Consider the following 20001-nt stretch of genomic DNA (forward strand, 5'->3'; position numbering starts at 1 on the left):
CTCTTAAGTTTTAGTTCGCCATTTGTTTAAGTTCAGCTGGCGCTTGGATAAATAGAATCGACTGTTTGGTGTCGATGATATCCTTTTGTTTTAACGAGGAAAATACGCGGCTCACAGTTTCTACTGCTAAACCAAGGTAGTTCGCAATGTCAGTACGTGTCATGGGAAGTTTAAACTCATGACGGGAGAAGCCATGTTCATAAAGGTGGTCTGAAAGACCCATTATAAATGAAGCAACCCGCTGTTCAGCTGTTGTATTGACCACGTTTAGATAATGCGTGTTACGTTGACCAATGCGATGACTGAGGAGTCTCAACAGATTTTTATCAACACCGGTGAAGTTTTGTGCGAATAACCGGTTAAGCTTTATTTCGCACAACATCGAGGTTTCCATCGCTTCGCAGTAGGTCACCGCGGCACCATTAGAAATAGACTCCATGCCAATGATATCGCCGGTTAAATGGAAACTGGTGATTTGTTGCTTACCTTCGCTATCGATGGTGTAGCATTTCACGGAACCACTCTTTACCGCAAATAGTGAGTTAAGCGGTTGGTCAGGGCTGTATACCATATCACGCTTGCTATATACGTGAGGCTCACGGCTGCTTTTATCCAATTTATCGATCTCGCTCGAGACAAGACCTGCAGGCACGCATATAGATTGCATACTGCATTGGTTACATTGGATTGGGTTTCTCATACCTAACTCGCTTCGACGGTGATTCATGCGGCACATCTGACGTCCCCTTAACACCTATTGGTGTTGATATAGATCAGTATTAATCGTGATGCAGAGCGTAGCAAAAGCCTGCTTTGCAAAACTTGATCTATATCAAGTTGGTTATAAATTATCCGCTATCATTATATTACACGAGAATAACGCATTTGATGAATATTTAAATACTCATCGAAGCAGCTAGCAATTGTGCGTACAAGTAATTTGCCTGGGTTCGTGATAACCAAATGCTCTTCGGATAGCTTGACTAGCCCGTCATCAATAAATGGCTGTAGGCGCTGAAGCTCGTCGTGAAAGTGTTGAGAAAAGCTATTTAAAGACCACCGAGTCGAAAATTGTTGAAGATTGACTTCAAACTCACACAGTAATTGTTTTATCAGATCACCACGAATTTTATCTTCAGTGGTCGAGTGATAACCTTTAACGATGGGCAACTTATTTTTGATAAGCGCATTATAGTAGCTTTTTAAATCTTTTTCATTTTGCCAGTAATGCCCATCAATATGAGAAATAGAAGATACACCGAGCCCAAGTACTGCACTCTGATCCTTAGTGACATACCCTTGGAAGTTACGTGTGAGTCTTCCCTCTCGCTGCGCAATCGCCAGTTTGTCGTTGGGTTTTGCAAAATGGTCCATACCGATGAATTGATAATCCAGTCCTGTCAAGTGTTCGATGGCCTGTTTAAATAAACCTAACTTTTGCGCTGCCTTGGGTAACCAGCTCTCTTTTATTTTGCGCTGTGCTGCGAATCGCTCGGGTAAGTGAGCATAGTTAAAAAGCGATATGCGGTCGGGACTTAGGCGTTCAACTAAAGCCAGTGTATGTGCGAAACGGGCTTCTGTTTGCAGAGGCAGCCCATAGATTAGGTCAAAGCTAATCGACTCAAATCCGAGTGAGCGAGCATGATTGACTTGGTCAGCAACAAGCTCATAAGACTGAGTACGATGGATAGCGACTTGAACATCATTATCGAAATCTTGAATGCCGAAGCTTAAGCGGTTAAAACCTAACGCCCTTAAGACACTGAGCTTATCATTATCACATTGGCGTGGATCGACTTCGATACTCAGTTCATCTATTGCTTGATTTGAACTGACGTCTTTAATTAACGCCATTAAACGTCTTAGTTGTGGCGTGTTCAAAAAGGTTGGCGTGCCGCCTCCCAAGTGCACACTGGCGATATCCTTTTTAGCGAGCACACTGCGATATAATTCTAACTCAGTGCCAAGCGCATCAAGGTATTCGTCTGCTTTATATTGATGCCGAGTAATCACTTTATTACAACCACAGTAATAACAAAGTGAAGCACAAAACGGTAGATGGATATAGAGCGAGATCGGCTTTTGATACTCGGCAACGACGTTTTGACAAGTCGCCGTATTAACGGACTCATGAAAGCTTAACGCGGTTGGATAAGACGTATATCTCGGTCCGTTAATATTGTACTTTTTTAACCAGTTCCATTCCCAGTGTTGCATACTGCACCTCTCGTTCTATCAATACGATGGCAGTTTAGCAGTTAAGTGTGGTGGGTTTAGACTCACCCTTGATTTGCATCAAGGGTGGTTTAAAAACGTTCAAACATGCTCTTTAGACTCTTTATATTCATCAAGGCACGCGAGCCATACAGCAACAACAAGTAAGATACTTCCCACAGTAATGCGTAGCCACATGGGTAACGGTATAAACCAAGAAATAAGATATCCACTTGCCATCATAAGGATGGCAATAATCTTATTGCGACGCCGTATTTGTCGATGTTCGCGCCAGGCAATCAGATCAGGGCCGTATTTAGGATGGTTTAACAGCCAAGTTTCCAGTTGTGGCCAGCCTTTACTGGCGGCCCATAAAGCGACAATAAGGAATGGCACCGTGGGCATGACCGGCAACGCAAGGCCGATGATGCCCAACAAGACAAATAAAATAGCAATACAACGCCAGACTGTGATGTACATCCACTTCATGGTAAACGCTCTATTTTTACGGTAGCCCGAGTTTACGCAAAAGGGGCTACTAACACCAGTAGCGCTACTTCATGAAACGAATGGCCAATGGGTAGTCTTTGATAATGCCTTCTTTAGCATTTTTAGCGCCAAGAATGACGAATATGATTGAAAGCAACCCTAGAATGACGATGGGAATAAAAGTGAGTCCTAACGTGAACACTGCAAGCACTAAAAGTGCGCTGGTATATATAGTAATACTCAGCAGCCAGTTGAAAATGACCTTACCGTGAGCATCGATATAAGGATCTTCTCGTTTCATTATCCACATAATCATGGGGGCTAGTAATCCGATTAGTGGAAGAATAAAAGTAGCGAACTGAGACAGGTGCATAAAAAATGCGTAGGTTTTTTCATCTTCAGTTAATTTTCGCAGATCATCGAATTCAGATTTGGAAGAGAGTTCGCTCTCACGACTCAGCTTCTCACGTTGCCGCTGATACTCTTCCTCTGAAATAGAACCTTCGTCTTTTAACTGATTGAGCACTCTTAATTTTTCATAATCCATAATTTGTCCATCTGATTGGAAAACGAGATATTAAATATCTATCCAATACGTAAAAAAGTCGGTAAGCTTATTGCTTAAAAAAGGTACGGAAAATGCTTAAACTGATTCGCTTATCACGTCCTAAACGACCCTTAATATGCGCGCTAATTTGGGCCTGCTCATTCGCTACGCCGGCGTTTTTGAATGCAAAACCAGTGTTCAATCAGTATCAACAGTCTGTGCCTACTGTCAAGGACACATTGGGTTACGAAATGGGCGCAAGAATTTCGTCACCTGACGCTATTTATAAGTATTTCCAAACTCTAAGCGAGCGCTATAGCGAGCGTGTGCGCTTAATAGAATATGGCCGGTCATGGGAAGATCGTCCATTGTACTTCGTTGCTGTATCGGCACCTCACCATATTGCACAGTTAGATAAATACTCCCAACGAATGGCAGCGTTCGGTGATCCGCGCAAAACCTCTGCTCGTGAAGCAGAACAGTTAATGAATAAGCTCCCAAGTAGTGTTTGGTTATCTTACGGCGTACATGGAAACGAGATATCGTCTCCTGAGGCCGCAATGATGACGCTGTATCATCTTTTAGCCGATACATCAGACGAAACAAAAAATTGGTTAGAGAACACTGTGGTATTTATCGATCCGCTACAAAACCCAGACGGCAGAGCGCGTTTTGTGAGTCGCTATTATGCCACCGTTGGGCTTACTCATGATGCCGATCGACGGAGCGCGGAACACAATGAACCTTGGCCGCAAGGACGCTCAAACCACTACTTATTTGATCTCAACCGTGATTGGATTGCGTTGACGCAACCAGAAATAAAAGGGCAAGTTGCAGCGCTTAAAGAGTTTCCACCGCTACTTTTTGTCGACTTGCATGAGATGGGGGGGGACTCAAGCTACTACTTTACGCCCGAGGCGCGACCTTACAACCCCTACATTACCGAGTCGCAACGTGAGATTTTACATTGGGTGGGAAGAAATAATGCGAACTGGTTTGATAACGCTGGTTACGATTATTACACGCGAGAAATTTTTGATGCCTTTTATCCGGGGTATGGTGCGAGTTGGCCGCTATACTCCGGTTCAGTAGCGATGACCTACGAAATGGCATCAGCGCGAGGACATACGTTCGCGCGCAAAGACGGAACTACGTTGACTTATTTAGACGGTGTTGAACGCCATTTCACAAGCAGCTTAGCTACTATTCAAACTGCGAGCGAGCGTCGTGAAGCATTGTTAAGAAGATATCGTGACTATCGAGTCAGTGCCGTGAATGAAGGGCGCGAAAGTGAGCAACGTACGTTAATTATTGCAGACTCCAAAAACGTTGCCGGACAACAGCGATTAGCGTCATTATTGCAAGAGCACGGTATCGAGGTCACGCGTAACTCTAACGCCATTGATGCCTGTGGTAATCAATACCCAGAGGGAAGCTACTTTATCGATATGGCACAGCCGAATTATCGCCTCATTCGGGTTTTGCTAGACGAACAGATTAATATGGCGGGCGATTTTATCGAGCAGCAACAGCAGCGCAAGGCGAACTTATTAGCTGATCAAATATATGATGTCACCGGTTGGTCGTTGCCGTTGATGTTTAACGTCAATATCAGCGCTTGCGATGAGGTCGTGCGCGTGCCAACAGCTCAGGAAATAATTGAGCTGATTAAGCCGGGCACTGTCCATAATCTAGAGGCTCGTGTTGCCTTTTTGGTGCGGTCAGGAGATACGAATAGTAGTCGATTTATCGCCTCAGCGCTCCGCGCAGGCGTGAACCTAAAACAAAGTGAATTGTCATTTACGCATGAAAAAGCAGGCACTTTTGCTGCCGGCAGTGTGATTGTAACTCGCGCTGGTAATCAGCGGAGCGATCTCCCGTCGGTGCTAACGCGTTTAGCTCGAGAGACAGGTGTCGATATCGTAGGAGTCGATAGCAGCTGGATCGTTAAGGGACCCAATTTCGGCTCCGAGAATGTGCAATCATTGGCAGCGCCAACTATCGCTATGGCGTGGGATGAGCCTGTTTCTTCATTAAGCGCGGGTCACACGCGCTTTGTCATTGAGCGACAAATCGGCTATCCCGTGATGGCGATTCGTACAACGCAACTGGTTCAGTCTGATCTGGCCGGGATCGATGTATTGGTCATGCCGGAGAGTCAAGCGAGTTATTCAAGCTACTTCTCAACCGCTAGTGTGGAGAAATTACGTCGTTGGGTTGAGCACGGAGGTGTTCTCATTACCTTGGGGAGCGCCACAGGCTGGGCGGTAGAGGCGAACTTACTATCGACCCACATGGAGTATGCGGCTGACTCAGCTACCCCAGCAATGAATGAAGAGGAGACTCTGCAGGCAGCGCAGCTGATTGAATCAGAAAGCCAACTGAAGGAAGTAGTGAAGGCGTCCGATAAACGCCCTGATTATGTTCCCGGTGCGCTGGTGCGAGTCAAGGTTGACCAGAATCACTGGCTAACCGCTGGCGTTCAGCGCGATCTCGTGGCAACGTTCACTGGGGATCAGGTCTTCGCTCCTTTGAGTATCGACGATGGACGCAATTTAGCGTGGTTTGCTCAACAAGAGGATGTGCTTGCAAGCGGTTTATTGTGGCCGGAAATAAAGCGACAGATTCCATTTAAGCCACAGTTAATGGTTGAACCCATGGGCGATGGAATGCTCATAGCCTATGCGCAATCACCGACTTACCGTGCTTACATGGATGGTTGGATACCTATTTTGACAAATAGTTTGTTTTTAGCGCCTGCAAAAACGCACTAATAGAGGACATGTTTTAGCATGGATTTAAACAAGGTCAGTGAAACGCCGAGTGATTCAGCTGAGGACGTTGTTAGTCAATTTACTGGGAAGGTTGCCCATCGGATATATTGGGGTGCGTTCTTAGTCACTTTACCACTGACGGTTATTCAGGCACTTGAGGGTAAGTGGCTCATGCTGGCATGGCTATGTGCTTTCTTGTGTTACACAGCTTTTACTGCATTGCGTGTAAAGAAAATGAGTAAGCGCCGTGGGCGCCACATTATTTTTATTACGTTATTGTGCGCCGCAGTGATGTACTCGACACTCGTTAATGGTATCCACGGTCTACTGTGGGCGTATCCGGTGATGGCTTCGATTGCTTTTTTGCTTGCGTGGAAATTAGCTATTGTAGTGACCGTGGTATTCGTCACACTGTTGACCGCTGTCAGCATTTATACCATAGAACCTGATGTTGCTTGGCGCGCTTTAGTCTCTTTATTGGTGCTGATGATCCTCACCTTAACCTTGGTTAGATTATTGACTCGTATGCAACGTCACTTTACCGAGTTGGCGGTGACGGATACTTTAACGGGAGTCTATAACCGTAAGCAATTACAAACTGATCTTGAACATCTCGTGGCGCTAAAAAAGCGGCATGGTCGACCTATTTCAGCGGCACTATGTGATATTGACTACTTCAAAGAGGTGAATGATAAATACGGTCACTTTGATGGAGATAGGCTACTAATCCAGGCAGCGCAGCTGATTAAATCAAGTTTTAGGGCGTCTGATAAAGTATTCAGAGTGGGTGGTGAGGAGTTTGTTATATTAATGCCAGATACCGATCTCGAGGGTGCCACCCGAGCAGCGGAAAAGTTGCGTGCGACATTTTCAGCAAATCACTTTGAGTTGAAAGAAGACCCCGTCAATATGACGATATCGATTGGGGTCAGTGAACTTGAGAGTGAAGAGAATTGGCTGGCATGGCTAGAGCGTGCTGATAAGTTGCTTTATCATGCAAAAGACATGGGACGAAACCAAGTCCGTAATACGGTGCAGGAGATAACGTAATGGCGCAGTTTGGTGTGGTCGGTTTAGGGCGTTTTGGTGCACGGACCTCTTTAGAATTACTTAACTTAGGACATGAAGTCATCGGTGTTGATTCGGATGAGAAACGTGTCGATGCGTTGGCTGATCAATTAACACATGCCGCTATCGCCGATGTCACCGATGAACAAGCGTTGCGCGAATTAAACCTGGAAAGCTGTGACACGGTATTGGTTGCTATTGGTGAAGATCTGCAAGCTAGTTTGCTGACCGTCCTGCATTTGAAAAGCATCGGCGTTGAGACAATTTGGGCCAAAGCGACCTCAAAAGAACATCACCAAATACTTTCTAAGCTCGGTGTTTCAAGAATCGTCCACCCGGAAGAGGAAATGGGTATTCGTGTCGCGCAATCGCTAAACTATCCAATGGTTAACGAATACATGTCGCTGGGTCACAACTGGTTTTGTGTTGAGATCGCAGTGAGCGAAAACTTAGAGGGTAAAACAATCAACGATATTCTACCCGATGATGTTGATAATTTTCATGTCCTACTACTCAAACGTCGTGATGAAGTGCATGCAAGTCCTGACTTCACGAGTGAGTTACAGGGAAATGAGACAATGGTCATTGCGGGTAGCTTAAAAGCGCTCAAATCAATGGCTCCGAAGTTGAAATAATATGAAGTTGTGGAAGCCGTCACTCGCCTTTTTATATAAAACTTCTGCGCGAACCCAAAGCAAAGCGTTTAAAGCAAGCCCGCCCGTGGTGCTTGCTTCGGGCTTTGCTGTATTGATTCTCTTAGGCACACTTGCGCTCAAATTACCCTTTGCTACGGTTGTCCCTATTACTTGGTTACAAGCGGTGTTTACGGCAACGTCGGCGGTAACGGTAACAGGCTTGGTTGTAGCAGATACGGGGGGCGATTTTACGCTCTTCGGTACCAGTGTTATCGCAGTCTTAATTCAATTAGGCGGCATTGGCTTTATGACTTTTGCGATTCTGGCGGTGTCGTCGCTCGGCGGAAAAATATCAATTCAGCAACGTTTGCTTGCCAAGGAAGCGATGAATCAAACCAGTCTTATGAATATCGTTAAAACGGCAAAAGCCGTATTAATACTCGCTGTGATTTGTGAGTTGGTAGCGGCTATTGCTTTGACGTTGTTATGGTGGCCTGAAATGCCACTTTTGAAAGCCTTTGGGCATGGTCTCTTCTACGCGATCTCTGCCTTTAATAATGCGGGTTTTGGGCTCTCACCCGATAGCTTGATTCCTTATGCGAGCAATGTGCCTATTAACCTCATTATCTCATGCTTGTTTATTGTCGGCGGACTCGGATTTTCGGTCATTACCAACATGTATGAAGGAAGACGCTGGCGCAATTTTTCGGTATACACAAAAAGTATCCTGATTACCACGCTCGTTATTAACCTCGTATCAATGTTCGTGATTTATGGGCTTGAACATAATAACCCTCAGACCTTGGGGGGATTATCAAACGTTGGGCAGTGGACAGCTGCTTGGTTTCAAGCCGTGACCCCACGGACCGCGGGTTTTAATAGTGTGGATATTGGTGCATTAACTGATGCAAGCGCTGTATATATGCTTTTGCTGATGTTTATTGGTGGCGGCTCCATGAGTACTGCGGGCGGCATAAAATTAGGGACCTTCATTATTTTAATGCTTGCTACCTACACCTTTATTCGCCGTAGAGAGCATGTCACATTGATGGAACGTTCGATCGCTCAAGAAGCGGTGATGAAAGCGCTCGCGGTGACGATGGTAACCATCGCAATGCTATTTATTGGTATATTTGTGCTAATGATTCTGAACAACCTGCCGTTTATAGATATAGCGTTTGAAGTTTTATCGGCTTCTGCAACCGTTGGGTTGTCCAGAGGAGTCACTGATCAGCTAACTCCGCTGAGTCAATGCATTATTATGCTTTTGATGTTTGCGGGACGCGTTGGACCATTGACTTTAGTTTATTTTTTAACGACCCCAAATAAAAGAAGAATTCGTTATCCACAAACCACAATTCAGGTCGGTTAGCGTGAAGTGGTGTTGAGAGATAGTAAAACATGTTGAAATCATTGAAGTTTACTCAAAAAGTTATTATTGCTGCATCGGCAATACTGGTGTTGGTGCTCGGTATTTTTACGGCTACAAACTTTTGGCAGATGTCAGGTCAGATACGCGAGGACCTGCGTACCCAGATAAATGCAATGTCCGACTCGGTATCAAACAATATTGCTCAGTGGCTGAATGACCGCATGCGGATAATTCAAGCGTCAGCGCAGTCGTATGACGCTTCTGATGATACGCAAGCAGCGTTACGTAAAGTCCAACAAGCAAAGCGATCGGGCGATTTCAAAAATGTTTATTATGGTCTGACGGACGGTCAGTTTATTCTTGATGACACAACAATTGACTTACCAGATGATTATGATGCGCGACAACGACCTTGGTATCAATTAGCGGTTAAGCAACAGCAGCCGACTTATACACAACCTTATATTGATGTAACCACCAACGAACTGACTATTTCTGCCGTTGTTCCAATGAAAGAGAACGGGCGTTTAGTGGGGGTAGCGGGTGGCGATATGATGCTCGATACTGTATCTGGGATTGTTAATAACACCGATTTTATGGGCTTGGGATTTGCCTTTTTGGTGAATAAAGAGGGTAAAATTTTAAGTCATCCGGTAACTGAAAATGTCGATAAGACGATTACGCAATACTTAGGTAAGGATGCGCGAATTACTAAAGATCTCGTTGATTATCAAATTAACGATCGCGAATTCATGCTCACTTTTCAGACTGTTGAAGGAATTGATGGCGTAGATTGGTACCTTGCTGTAGCAATAGACAGTGAGAAAGCGTACGCTGACGTTGAATCGTTTGCATGGTCAGCGCTGATCTATCTGGTGATTGGTATTGTTGCCGTCATCCTACTTCTTAATGCGTTGTTATCGGTTCTGCTGAAGCCGTTACGTCAACTCAACTATGCAGTAACTGACTTGGCACGAGGTGAGGGTGATTTAACCCAGCGTATCTCGGTGACGAGTCACGATGAATTCGGTGTGGTTGCGTCTCGCATGAATGAATTTATCGAAAAAATTCAGTACGCGATTATGGATGTTCGTAAAGCGTCCCATCAGCTGGAAACTAATGTTCAGCAAATGGTGTCAGCAAATAGAGACTCAGTATCACTCGGTGATGAACAGTCCGAGCGCACCAATACGGTCGTGACTGCAATCAATGAATTAGGCGCCAGTTCAAGTGAAATATCCACAAGCGCGGGCAGTGCATCAGAGCAAGCAACGAGAGCAACAGAAATATCGGTTTCGGCACGAGAGGCTTTGAAGTTTAATATGCAGCAGATTACGACGCTCTCGCGCCGGATGAAAGAGTCGGTTGATGCCATTCATAGCTTAGACGAGAACACACAAAATATTGGTAAGATTGTCGAAGTTATCATGGGTATAACCGAGCAAACCAATTTGCTTGCACTGAATGCAGCCATAGAGGCTGCACGAGCGGGAGAAGCAGGGCGTGGCTTTGCTGTTGTTGCTGATGAAGTACGTAGCTTAGCTCAGCGCACGTCGCAGTCGGCTGGCGAAATTGAGACGATGATCTCGCAAGTCCGAGAGGGTACCCGTAAAGTGGTCGATATCATTAATGATAGTCAAGAAACCAGTGAGGCCTGTGTAGCAAGCGCCGATGAATCTACACGCCACATGAGCGAAATTGATCAAGTCATTGCACAAATTGATGATATGAATCATTCTGTTGCTTCTGCGACACAGCAGCAAAGCCAAGTGATTCGCTCGCTGGACCGTGATGTGACTGATATCAATGAAATGAATGAGCGTAGCCAGCACAACTTGAAGAAAACGCATCAGGCTTGTCAATCATTGAAAGGAGAATTTGATCGTTTAGAGTCCTTGGTCAGTAAGTTTAAATTGTCGTAACTAATTTAGGAGAAGGATTATGAAGCGCGCATGGTTAATTGGTGCTCTAGCAATGTTCGGTAGCACTGTCGTTGCGACGGCACAAGCCCAAGAGATGGCGCAGAGCCAAGCACCGAAAGATGCTCACGCCTATATTATATCGCCACAAGATGGAGAAGTTGTAAATTCTTCCTTTAAGGTTAAATTTGGCTTATCAGGCATGGGTGTCGCGCCCGCTGGCGTTGATGTGAAGAATACTGGACACCATCATTTGTTAGTGGATATGGATTCGTTACCACCAATGGATCAGCCGATGGGCGGTGATATCATCCATTTTGGTGGCGGTCAGACAGAGACAACGCTAACGCTTGAGCCGGGTGAACATACTTTACAAATTATTCTTGGTGATAAGAATCACGTTCCCCACAACCCAGCTGTTGTTTCGAAAAAAATCACCATCACTGTAAAAGCTGACTAATCGAGCTCAAGCTCGAGTTGAGTTTGTTGATTGGGATCAGGCAGCGTTACGCTGATTCCAATCAACCTTACATGTTTTCCCGCGCCCCGTTGCCATGCCTCTTCAGCCAACTGATAATACAAACTGGGTGACACAAACCCGTGCCCTTTTGAAACGGTCGTCTGGTTGAAATCTGAAAACTTCAATTTCAGCGTTTGAGTCTTGATAGGCTGTTCGCGCCAATGGTCAATTTTGAGTCGTTTCTTTAACTGTGGCAGTAACTGTTGTTGTATATAATCTTGTACAGTACGGAGTTGCTGTATATCGGCTGGTAACGTTTGTTCAACGCCGACGCTTTTACGAATTCGGTCGACAGTCACAGGGCGTGGGTCGATACCTTGGCAACGTTGAAAGAGCAACCAACCTGCTTTTTCCCCTAGTATTTGTTGTAGCTGCTCAGTGCTTGCGGCCTGTATGTGGTGCCCGTGTGTAAATCCATATCGCGCAAGGGTTGCTTGGCTTTTCGGTCCCACGCCGGGGACACGTTTAAGCGGCAAAACGGCTAAATAATCAAATACGTTTTCTGGGGGCACCACCTTTTGCCCATTCGGTTTATTGTCGTCACTAGCAATTTTCGCAACCATTTTTTGATTAGAAATGCCCGCAGAACCGGTAATTCCGAGTTGACTGATTTCTCTCCTAATCGCCTCAACGGTAAGACTAGCGCTGCCCTTGAAAGCATCATTTTCAGTCAGGTCGAGATAAAACTCATCGATTGATGCAGGTTCAACCAGCGGCGTGTAGCGAGCGAGTATGTCGCGGACTTGATAGGATAGCGCTTTATACTCGGCAAAGTTGGGTTTTACAAAAACAAGCTGAGGACATAGTTGGCGCGCTCGATGCCCCGACATGGCGCTGTGCACGCCAAAGCGACGGGCGATATAATTGGCCGTAGCCACCACGCCACGGTCGCCCCCGCCACCGACAGCAAAGGGACGATTTTGTAGGCTTGGGTCGCGTAACACTTCAACCGCCGCGAAGAAGGCGTCAAGATCAAGTAACGCAATTTTACGAGTCACTTCTTTCAAGTGTTTATCCTTTGAGCTTTTGTGGGTATAATCTCCTAGCACTGGGTATAGTGTACCAGCCAGATTCTTAGGAGACACTCGTGAAACGATTGACGACACTTGCACTTAAAGGCCTTTCATTTGGCTTGGCCGCCATGATTAGTTTTGGTGCCTCTGCCGCTGTTCAAGATGGCATGTCTAAGGACGCCATTGCAAAACGTATTGAGCCGATTGGTAAAGTCCGAGTAGCAGGCGAAAGCGCAGCTAACGAGGCCGCGGCGAGTGGACCTCGCTCAGGCGAAGCAGTATTCGGTCAGTATTGCACAGCGTGTCATACGGCAGGTGTGATGGGCGCCCCAAAAATCAATAACGCAGATGATTGGAAGCCGCGTCTAGCGCAAGGTATGGATACTGTCTTAAAACACGCGATTAATGGTTACAATGCGATGCCTCCGAAAGGTACGTGTGCTGATTGTTCTGAAGATGAAATCAAAGCTGCTATTGAATACATGACAGCTGAAATCTGATTATTACAGCGTGCCTCAAAGGCAGAATATGAGCCATCGCAAGTCGCGGTGGCTTTTTTGTATATATAAGCGGCAATTTCTTGCAACCCACTGGTTATAGTTTATACTTTACGTTTGTTAATAATTATAACAAGCCAATAAGAAAAACAACAAACAACTATAATTAGAAGTGATGGGTAGGGAGTCCCCGCAGCATGGCGGCAACGAATAGCCCGAATGATAATCAAACGGCGCTTGCTAAAGAAAATCAAAAGCTGACTAAGGTCAATGGACGCCTAAAGCGGCTTACGTATAGTTATCGCTCAGCAGAAGTCGTGCAGAAGGCGCTCTTTCGTATTTCTGAGCTTGCTGCGTCCGCACGCAGCATGGATAACTTCTACCAATCTGTGCATGCCATTATTGGCGAGCTAATGTACGCTCGCAACTTCTACGTTTGTTTTTATGAACCCGATAAAAAGGTTGTCAACTTTGCCTACTTCGTAGATGAACTCGACGAAAAGCAAGTGATCGAACAAATGCCTATGGAGTCCTTGGCACGCGGCTTAACGGGCTATGTAATGCGAACGGGTCAATCACTTCTTTGTCCTCCAGCAGTATTTAAAGAACTTATTCAGCAAAATGAAGTTGAGGAAATGGGGTCTGCCCCAATCGATTGGCTTGGCGTCCCGCTGATATCCGGTAACAGCGTGATTGGCGCGATGGTTGTACAGAGTTATCACGATAACCACCGCTATGATGAGAGTGACAAAGATCTCCTTACATTTGTATCCCAACATGTTGTTAATGCGCTTGAACGGCTTAAACAAAAGGAAATTTTACAAAAGGAAATAGCCCATCAAACGGCTGAGCTGCGTCATGCCAATGAAAGCCTCATGAAAGAAATAACCGTTCGAGAAAAGGTCGAGCAACAAACCTCAGTGTTATTTGCAATCTCAGAGCTGACCAACACATCGGAAGACATGGTTACTTTCTACGAAGCGCTACATAAGCAAATTGCGACACTGATTCATGCGGACAATTTTTATGTCGCGCTTGTGTCCACAGACAAAAAGTATATTCGCTTTCCTTACCATAAAGATGAACGAGACAATAAGGCCGAACGGCGGCGAATCGGAAAAGGACTGACTGAGTACGTCATGCGCAAGGCGGAGCCTGCATTCATTGACGCAGAACAACGTGCTCTGCTGACCCAAAATGGCGAAATTAATTTAACCGAAGATACAGGTATTGTTGCAAAGCAGTGGCTAGGAAGCCCGTTAGTCCTCGATGGCAAGGTGTTTGGCGTGATTGCCGTACAAACGTACGATGAGGAGTTTTTCTATAAGCACGAGGATCTTGAGTTACTTAACTTTGTCTCTCAACATGTCGCGGTCGCAATCGAACGTCGTCGAGCGAACGAAGAAATCCAACGGGTTAATCAATTCCTCGAGAAAAAAGTTGAGGAACGCACGGAAGAACTTGTTTCCGAGATCGAGCGCCGTAAAAAAATCGAAGCCCGACTGTTTCATGATGCGCACCACGATAATTTAACAGGATTACCGAATCGCGCCTTATTTACCGAGAGTTTGCAACAAGCGCTTGCTCACCAGAGGCGTCATCCAGAACACTTCTTTGCGGTCTTATTTTTAGACCTAGATCGCTTCAAAAATATCAATGATACGCTGGGACACTCGGCAGGTGATGAATTCTTACTCGATGTGAGTAAACGCATTCAAACTTGTGTTCGAGAGAATGATTTAGTTGCCCGACTTGGGGGCGACGAATTTGTTATTTTACTCGATACGATGTCTTCGGTCGATGATGCGCGTGAAATCGCTAAACGTATTATCTCGAGTTTGAATGCTCCATTTATATTAAACGGACATGAACATTATTCGGGCGCCAGTATTGGCATTGCTATTTGCGATGACTCTCAGGATTCTGTTGAACGTTTGCTGAGAGATGCAGATGCGGCAATGTACGAAGCTAAATCACAGGGTCGTGGTCGTTATGTGGTGTTCGATAATACCATGCACCGTACATTGGTTGAGTCGGTAAAACGCGAGCGCGCGTTGCGTCATGCCCGAATCGACCAAGATTTCTTCGTTGAGTTTGAAGCCATTGCAGATATTTCGGGTCGTCACAAACATGCATCAGAAGCTTTTCTGCGATGGAATATCGAAAACAATCGAGTAAAGACTTCAGATTATCTCGCTCTCGCTGAAAAAACAGGTTTGATCGTTAAGTTAGACCAATATCTGTTAAAGCGTTGCTGCGAGCACTTATTGAATACGGAGGTTGAAGCTGAACGTATTCATTTAAATCTCTCTGTGCGGCACTTGCTTAAATCCGGTTACATACGGCAGTTGCTCAATATCGTCGAGCGCTATAAGGTCAACCCAGCGCAGCTGGTTTTAGAGTTTTCAGAAACAGCGTTAACCCAAAACGATAAACGCTCGGTAGCGAGTTTACGACGGTTATCTCAGGCGGGTTTCAAATTGGTTATTGATCACTTTGGTCGGGGCGCCGGACCACTACAATTTTTATACAATTACCCATTCTCTAAGCTTAAACTCGACCAAGACTATGTGCAGCGGCTTGAAACGAGTACTCGTGCTCGAGCAATGTTGCGTCACGTTGCCACACTGTGTGATGAGTTAGAAATTGAACTTTATGCAGCCGGCGTAAAAAATGAATCTTTGGCGAACATTCTCTGTGAATTAGGCGTAGAGTTTGGCCAAGGTAACTATGTCACAAAACGACTCAGGTCGCTGGAATCCAAGGCACCTAGCAAGGCTAACGGCACGCTAAGTTAAGAGGGTTTGTTGAGTGCGTTTTTAAGCATTTCTAAACCGCGCTGCCGGGTTGTTTCACGCTCTTCCTCGCTCGGTTTATGTTTGTCGTGCTCCCAAGAAATATCATCTTGCGGAAGTTCCAACAAAAACCGGCTCGGTTGAGGTTGAAATACCTCGCCAAACTGACGCCGCTCTTTTGCTAGAGTAAACACTAAACGATGTTGAGCACGGGTAATTCCTACATACGCAAGTCGACGTTCCTCCTCAATATCATCACCCTCAATACTACTTTGATGGGGAAGCAAGCCTTCTTCCATGCCAACCAGAAAAACAAAAGGAAATTCCAAGCCCTTGGATGCGTGTAATGTCATTAGCTGTACTTGATCAAACTGCTCGTCATCTTCATTGCGGGACATCATGTCGCGCAAACACAGCTTGGCGACTGCTTGCTCCAGTGATATTGGCTCGTATTCGTCGTTGCCCGCTAACATATCGGACACCCACTTATGCAACTCATACACGTTTTTAACGCGCATTTCCGCGGCCTTAGCGCTTGGGCTGGTTTCGAATAACCAGTCATCGTAGCCAATTTCCGCAAGCAGAGTGCGCACAGCGACGGCAGCACTGTCGTTATGATCGGCTTCCCGCGCAGCGTTTTTAATCATCTGAGCAAAGGTATCAACCGCGTTAAAGGTCTGCGTATTCAGTAAGGTCTTCAAGTGAATCGAGTCGCAGGCTTCTAGCAGGCTACAGCCTAGCTGCTTAGACAGCTCACCGATGCGTTGCACCGTCTGCGGACCTATCCCTCGACGTGGCACATTTATGATGCGTAGGAACGCAGTATCATCAGCAGGGTTAACCAGTAGGCGTAGATACGCCATAATATCTTTGACTTCCACCCGCGCAAAAAACGACTGTCCACCAGTAATTTTGTAAGGAATCCGGTTGTTCATCAGTGCCTTTTCGAACAAACGAGACTGATGGTTGCCCCGATATAAAATCGCAAAATGATGATAAGGTGTTTTGCTTAAAAAGCGTTGCTTTACGATTTCGGCGACTACACGCTCCGCCTCATGTTCCTCGTTGCGGCCAAAAATAACCCGCAGGGATTCACCGTACTCTTTATCTGAAAATAATTTTTTCTCAAATACGTGAGGGTTATTTTCTATCAGAATATTCGCCGCTTTTAGAATACGACCGTGAGAGCGGTAATTTTGCTCCAACTTAACGACCTTCAAAGTAGGGAAGTCTTGCTGCAAAAGCGCTAGGTTTTGTGGTTGTGCGCCGCGCCATGAGTAAATTGATTGATCGTCGTCGCCAACTACAGTAAAGCGCGCACGCTCACCGACCAGTAGTTTGACCAAAAGGTACTGGCTCGTATTAGTGTCTTGGTACTCATCAACGAGTAAGTAGCGAAATTTCTTTTGCCAGCGAGCGCGAACGTGTTCGTTGCGTTGTAATAATTGACTCGGTAAGCGAATTAGATCATCGAAATCTACTGCATTGCATGCCAGCAAGTGTTTCTCGTATTGCGCAAAGACCGTAGCAAATTGTCGGTCATCTTCCGTCGAAGCCTCTTGCAACGCTTGCTCTGGCGATATCATGGCGTTTTTCCATTGACCGATACGGTGCTGACATTTTTGAATGACGGCTTTATCGCCTTCCCACGCATCTTCGGTAAGACCATTGAGCAGTGCATAGGTATCTTGATCATCGAACAAAGAAAATCCGGGCTTGAGACCGAGTGCGCTGAGCTCGCGTCGGATAATATTCAGACCGAGCGTGTGAAACGTGGATACTGTTAAGCCGCGTGCACCACCGGCCCCCATAGTTTGGTTGACACGCTCACGCATTTCGCGCGCGGCTTTATTGGTGAACGTAACCGCAGCGATTTGACGGGCAGTGTAAATATTTTCACGAATAAGATAAGCGATTTTTTCTGTAATTACGCGCGTTTTACCACTGCCTGCGCCCGCTAAAACGAGTAAAGGACCTTGCACATAGTGAACGGCTTGTCGCTGTCGATCGTTTAACATTATTAAGGCTCGGTTAGGAGTGGTACAATAAATCAAGAGCGGCGATTTTAGCGTACTTTTGTCTGAGCCCAAACGGTTAAATTAATTAAGGACCCCTTATGGACAACAAGACCATTGAAAACATTGCTAAACAAATTAGTGAAAGCATGCCATCTGGCGTTAAAGAGTTAGCCGGTAATGTTGAGCAGCGTGTTAAACAAACCTTGCAATCACAACTTTCTAAACTCGATCTCGTCACTCGCGAAGAGATGGATGTTCAGCAACAATTGTTGCTACGTCTGCGAGAGCGTGTAGAGCAGTTAGAGCAGCAATTAGCTGAACAGAATAAGCAAGACGACACTCAAGAGTAAGGGTAAAGAGCACGATGATTCAATGGATTAGCGGTAAAGTCGTTGAGAACTTTCAATGGAGTGACAGTGTTTTTAGCCTACGCGTAATCACTGAATCATTTGACTTTAAAGCCGGTCAGTTTGTGCGACTCGGCTTAAATGTGGGTGGCGAGCAGGTTCTACGTGCGTATTCGGTCGCCAGTGCACCGCAAGAGTCTATTCTCGATTTTGTGATTGCAAAGGTCGAAGGTGGATTATTGAGCCCACTATTAGCAGAGCTAAAGCCAGGCGATGAAGTCAATCTCACTCAGCCGGCAGGGGGCTTTTTTACGCTGGATGAGGTACCCGATGGCGATGATCTGTGGATGCTCTCAACAGGCACGGGCATTGGCCCTTTTATTTCAATGTTGCGTACTGAGCAACCTTGGCGTCGGTTTAAACGCATCGTAATAGTGCAAGGTGTCCGCGAAGCGCAAGATCTGACGTATCGGGAATTTATTAATGAATGTCAGCAACGTTATCCTGGGCAGCTCGTGTACCAGCCGATCGTATCTCGCGAGGCGCTTCCGGAAGCATTGGCCGGTCGGATTCCGGACTTAATCGCGAGTAATGAATTACAAGAGGCCTGTGGTGTTCATTTTAACGAACGTAGTCAGGTCATGCTATGTGGTAATCCCGATATGATACAAGCATCGCGTGAACAGTTAAAAGCGCTCGGTTTAGAGAAAAATACGCGCCGTAAACCCGGACAAGTAACCTCCGAGAATTATTGGTAATAGCTGCACCGACATGAAAGTCGGTACAAGCTGACATCGATGAACCTTGTTTAGGGCTATGCTCTCTCTATTTGCGAGAGAGAGTATGGCCACAGCAACTGTTTTCACCCGCGCCAGTATTGGTATTGAGGCTCCTGAAGTTCGCGTAGAAGTTGATCTCGCTCGTGGATTACCGTCATTCACGATTGTTGGAATGCCTGCGACATCGGTAAGAGAAGCGAGGGATCGTGTTAAATCAGCGATTCTCAATGTAGGTCTCGAATTCCCCGCGGCAACGCGTATTATCGTCAACTTAGCTCCCGCTGAAATTCCCAAGCAGGGGGCTCGTTTCGACTTGGCGATAGCCGTAGGTATTCTTGCCGCCTCCGATCAGATTGATACGGATCAACTGGCTAAATTCGAATTTTATGGAGAGCTCGCTTTAGCAGGAAACACGCAAGCAGTGTCTGGCCTTATACCGGCATTAATAGCGGCTAAGCGTGCAGATCGCACTGTTTTCGTTCCCTCTACTAATGTCGCCGAAGCGGGATATGCGGCGCAGCAAAATCACTTTTTAGTGCCCGATTTAGCTGCGCTGTTCGAACATTTGCAGGGACACAATCAACTCAACGCCGCAGAAAGTGATAAACCGTATTTATCGCAAGAAAACGATGTTGGCGATCTCGCGGATATTATCGGACAAACACAAGCGAAACGTGCTTTACTTATTGCTGCAGCAGGTCGCCATCACTTGCTCTTTGTCGGGCCGCCTGGGACTGGTAAAACAATGCTCGCGCAACGTTTTCTAACTATCCTACCCACCCCGACTCACAGTGAAGGTATGCAGATCGCATGTATTAAGTCATTGGTTGAGACACATCTTGCGCCGCAACAACTGACTCAACGCAATTTGCGTATGCCTCATCATACATGCTCGGCAGCGGCATTGGTCGGTGGTGGCTCACCCCCTAAACCCGGTGAAGTCAGTCTCGCTCATCAGGGCGTGTTGTTCCTTGATGAACTGGCTGAGTTCTCTCGCTATGTGCTTGATTCATT

17 protein-coding genes are annotated in these 20001 nt (G+C 46.0%); 11 read left to right on the forward strand and 6 right to left on the reverse strand.

Annotated elements, in window-relative coordinates:
• Positions 1 to 10: 10 nt before the first annotated feature.
• From AWU56_RS10400 to AWU56_RS10415, 4 genes are all read right to left on the reverse strand, one after another.
• Positions 11 to 700, reverse strand: a complete 690-nt coding sequence (locus AWU56_RS10400; RefSeq protein WP_242603632.1) for a helix-turn-helix domain-containing protein — start codon at positions 698 to 700, stop codon at positions 11 to 13.
• Positions 701 to 861: 161 nt separating this feature from the next.
• On the reverse strand, positions 862 to 2217 hold the full coding sequence (hemN, locus tag AWU56_RS10405) for an oxygen-independent coproporphyrinogen III oxidase (protein WP_272978314.1): 1356 nt from the start codon (positions 2215 to 2217) through the stop codon (positions 862 to 864).
• Between the two features lie 99 nt (positions 2218 to 2316).
• On the reverse strand, positions 2317 to 2703 hold the full coding sequence (locus AWU56_RS10410; protein ID WP_006953962.1) for a YbaN family protein: 387 nt from the start codon (positions 2701 to 2703) through the stop codon (positions 2317 to 2319).
• Positions 2704 to 2767: 64 nt separating this feature from the next.
• Positions 2768 to 3250 (reverse strand): magnetosome magnetite crystal formation protein family, encoded by a 483-nt coding sequence (locus AWU56_RS10415; protein ID WP_286682484.1) that lies wholly within the window; start codon positions 3248 to 3250, stop codon positions 2768 to 2770.
• A gap of 92 nt (positions 3251 to 3342) precedes the next feature.
• Between AWU56_RS10415 and AWU56_RS10420 the strand changes: the two genes are divergently transcribed.
• The 6 genes from AWU56_RS10420 to AWU56_RS10445 are packed head-to-tail and all read left to right on the forward strand — an operon-like array spanning position 3343 to position 11478.
• Complete coding sequence (locus AWU56_RS10420; RefSeq protein WP_286682485.1) at positions 3343 to 6024, forward strand: M14 family zinc carboxypeptidase; 2682 nt, start codon at positions 3343 to 3345, stop codon at positions 6022 to 6024.
• An 18-nt stretch (positions 6025 to 6042) separates the two neighbouring features.
• Positions 6043 to 7074, forward strand: coding sequence for a GGDEF domain-containing protein (locus tag AWU56_RS10425; RefSeq protein WP_272978316.1), 1032 nt, complete (start codon positions 6043 to 6045; stop codon positions 7072 to 7074).
• On the forward strand, positions 7074 to 7727 hold the full coding sequence (locus tag AWU56_RS10430) for a potassium channel family protein (protein WP_006953958.1): 654 nt from the start codon (positions 7074 to 7076) through the stop codon (positions 7725 to 7727). Before AWU56_RS10425 ends, AWU56_RS10430 begins: the two co-directional genes overlap by 1 nt.
• A 1-nt stretch (position 7728) precedes the next feature.
• Complete coding sequence (locus AWU56_RS10435) at positions 7729 to 9099, forward strand: TrkH family potassium uptake protein (RefSeq protein ID WP_286682486.1); 1371 nt, start codon at positions 7729 to 7731, stop codon at positions 9097 to 9099.
• A gap of 29 nt (positions 9100 to 9128) precedes the next feature.
• Positions 9129 to 11021, forward strand: coding sequence for a methyl-accepting chemotaxis protein (locus tag AWU56_RS10440; RefSeq protein WP_286682487.1), 1893 nt, complete (start codon positions 9129 to 9131; stop codon positions 11019 to 11021).
• A 19-nt stretch (positions 11022 to 11040) separates the two neighbouring features.
• Complete coding sequence (locus tag AWU56_RS10445) at positions 11041 to 11478, forward strand: DUF4399 domain-containing protein (RefSeq protein ID WP_006953955.1); 438 nt, start codon at positions 11041 to 11043, stop codon at positions 11476 to 11478.
• Here AWU56_RS10445 and dinB read toward each other — a convergent pair.
• Positions 11475 to 12536 carry a DNA polymerase IV gene (gene dinB, locus AWU56_RS10450; RefSeq protein WP_242603635.1) on the reverse strand — a complete coding sequence of 354 codons (1062 nt, stop codon included), beginning with the start codon at positions 12534 to 12536 and terminating at the stop codon, positions 11475 to 11477. The genes AWU56_RS10445 and dinB overlap by 4 nt on opposite strands.
• Before the next feature lie 143 nt (positions 12537 to 12679).
• On the opposite strand from dinB, the gene AWU56_RS10455 reads away from it, so the two are divergent.
• Both AWU56_RS10455 and AWU56_RS10460 read left to right on the forward strand, forming a co-directional pair.
• Positions 12680 to 13051: a c-type cytochrome gene (locus AWU56_RS10455; protein ID WP_083773210.1), complete on the forward strand. Its 372-nt coding sequence runs from the start codon at positions 12680 to 12682 to the stop codon at positions 13049 to 13051.
• Between the two features lie 194 nt (positions 13052 to 13245).
• Complete coding sequence (locus tag AWU56_RS10460; RefSeq protein ID WP_286682488.1) at positions 13246 to 15846, forward strand: sensor domain-containing phosphodiesterase; 2601 nt, start codon at positions 13246 to 13248, stop codon at positions 15844 to 15846.
• On the opposite strand, the gene rep is transcribed toward AWU56_RS10460, so the two are convergent.
• Positions 15843 to 17864 (reverse strand): DNA helicase Rep, encoded by a 2022-nt coding sequence (gene rep, locus AWU56_RS10465; protein WP_416361532.1) that lies wholly within the window; start codon positions 17862 to 17864, stop codon positions 15843 to 15845. The two genes, AWU56_RS10460 and rep, sit on opposite strands and share 4 nt — an antisense overlap.
• Before the next feature lie 95 nt (positions 17865 to 17959).
• On the opposite strand from rep, the gene AWU56_RS10470 reads away from it, so the two are divergent.
• From AWU56_RS10470 to AWU56_RS10480, 3 genes are all read left to right on the forward strand, one after another.
• A complete protein-coding gene (locus AWU56_RS10470; RefSeq protein WP_006953950.1) occupies positions 17960 to 18211 on the forward strand; it encodes an accessory factor UbiK family protein in 252 nt (83 codons plus the stop codon).
• A 14-nt stretch (positions 18212 to 18225) separates the two neighbouring features.
• Positions 18226 to 18966, forward strand: a complete 741-nt coding sequence (locus AWU56_RS10475; protein ID WP_286682490.1) for a ferredoxin--NADP reductase — start codon at positions 18226 to 18228, stop codon at positions 18964 to 18966.
• Positions 18967 to 19051: 85 nt separating this feature from the next.
• Positions 19052 to 20001 (forward strand): YifB family Mg chelatase-like AAA ATPase (locus AWU56_RS10480; protein WP_286682491.1); only part of this gene is annotated, 950 nt, incomplete at its 3' end.

The sequence above is a fragment of the Idiomarina sp. T82-3 genome (assembly GCF_001577655.1).
Lineage (GTDB): Bacteria > Pseudomonadota > Gammaproteobacteria > Enterobacterales > Alteromonadaceae > Idiomarina > Idiomarina baltica.

Coding starts and splice junctions, on each gene's coding strand:
- AWU56_RS10440 (WP_286682487.1), top strand. CDS start 9,129: ATGTTGAAATCATTGAAGTTTACTCAAAAAGTTATTATTGCTGCATCG.
- AWU56_RS10475 (WP_286682490.1), top strand. CDS start 18,226: ATGATTCAATGGATTAGCGGTAAAGTCGTTGAGAACTTTCAATGGAGT.
- AWU56_RS10420 (WP_286682485.1), top strand. CDS start 3,343: ATGCTTAAACTGATTCGCTTATCACGTCCTAAACGACCCTTAATATGC.
- AWU56_RS10410 (WP_006953962.1), bottom strand. CDS start 2,703: ATGAAGTGGATGTACATCACAGTCTGGCGTTGTATTGCTATTTTATTT.
- hemN (WP_272978314.1), bottom strand. CDS start 2,217: ATGCAACACTGGGAATGGAACTGGTTAAAAAAGTACAATATTAACGGA.
- AWU56_RS10460 (WP_286682488.1), top strand. CDS start 13,246: ATGGCGGCAACGAATAGCCCGAATGATAATCAAACGGCGCTTGCTAAA.
- AWU56_RS10415 (WP_286682484.1), bottom strand. CDS start 3,250: ATGGATTATGAAAAATTAAGAGTGCTCAATCAGTTAAAAGACGAAGGT.
- AWU56_RS10455 (WP_083773210.1), top strand. CDS start 12,680: ATGATTAGTTTTGGTGCCTCTGCCGCTGTTCAAGATGGCATGTCTAAG.
- AWU56_RS10470 (WP_006953950.1), top strand. CDS start 17,960: ATGGACAACAAGACCATTGAAAACATTGCTAAACAAATTAGTGAAAGC.
- AWU56_RS10445 (WP_006953955.1), top strand. CDS start 11,041: ATGAAGCGCGCATGGTTAATTGGTGCTCTAGCAATGTTCGGTAGCACT.
- AWU56_RS10435 (WP_286682486.1), top strand. CDS start 7,729: ATGAAGTTGTGGAAGCCGTCACTCGCCTTTTTATATAAAACTTCTGCG.
- AWU56_RS10430 (WP_006953958.1), top strand. CDS start 7,074: ATGGCGCAGTTTGGTGTGGTCGGTTTAGGGCGTTTTGGTGCACGGACC.
- AWU56_RS10400 (WP_242603632.1), bottom strand. CDS start 700: ATGAGAAACCCAATCCAATGTAACCAATGCAGTATGCAATCTATATGC.
- AWU56_RS10425 (WP_272978316.1), top strand. CDS start 6,043: ATGGATTTAAACAAGGTCAGTGAAACGCCGAGTGATTCAGCTGAGGAC.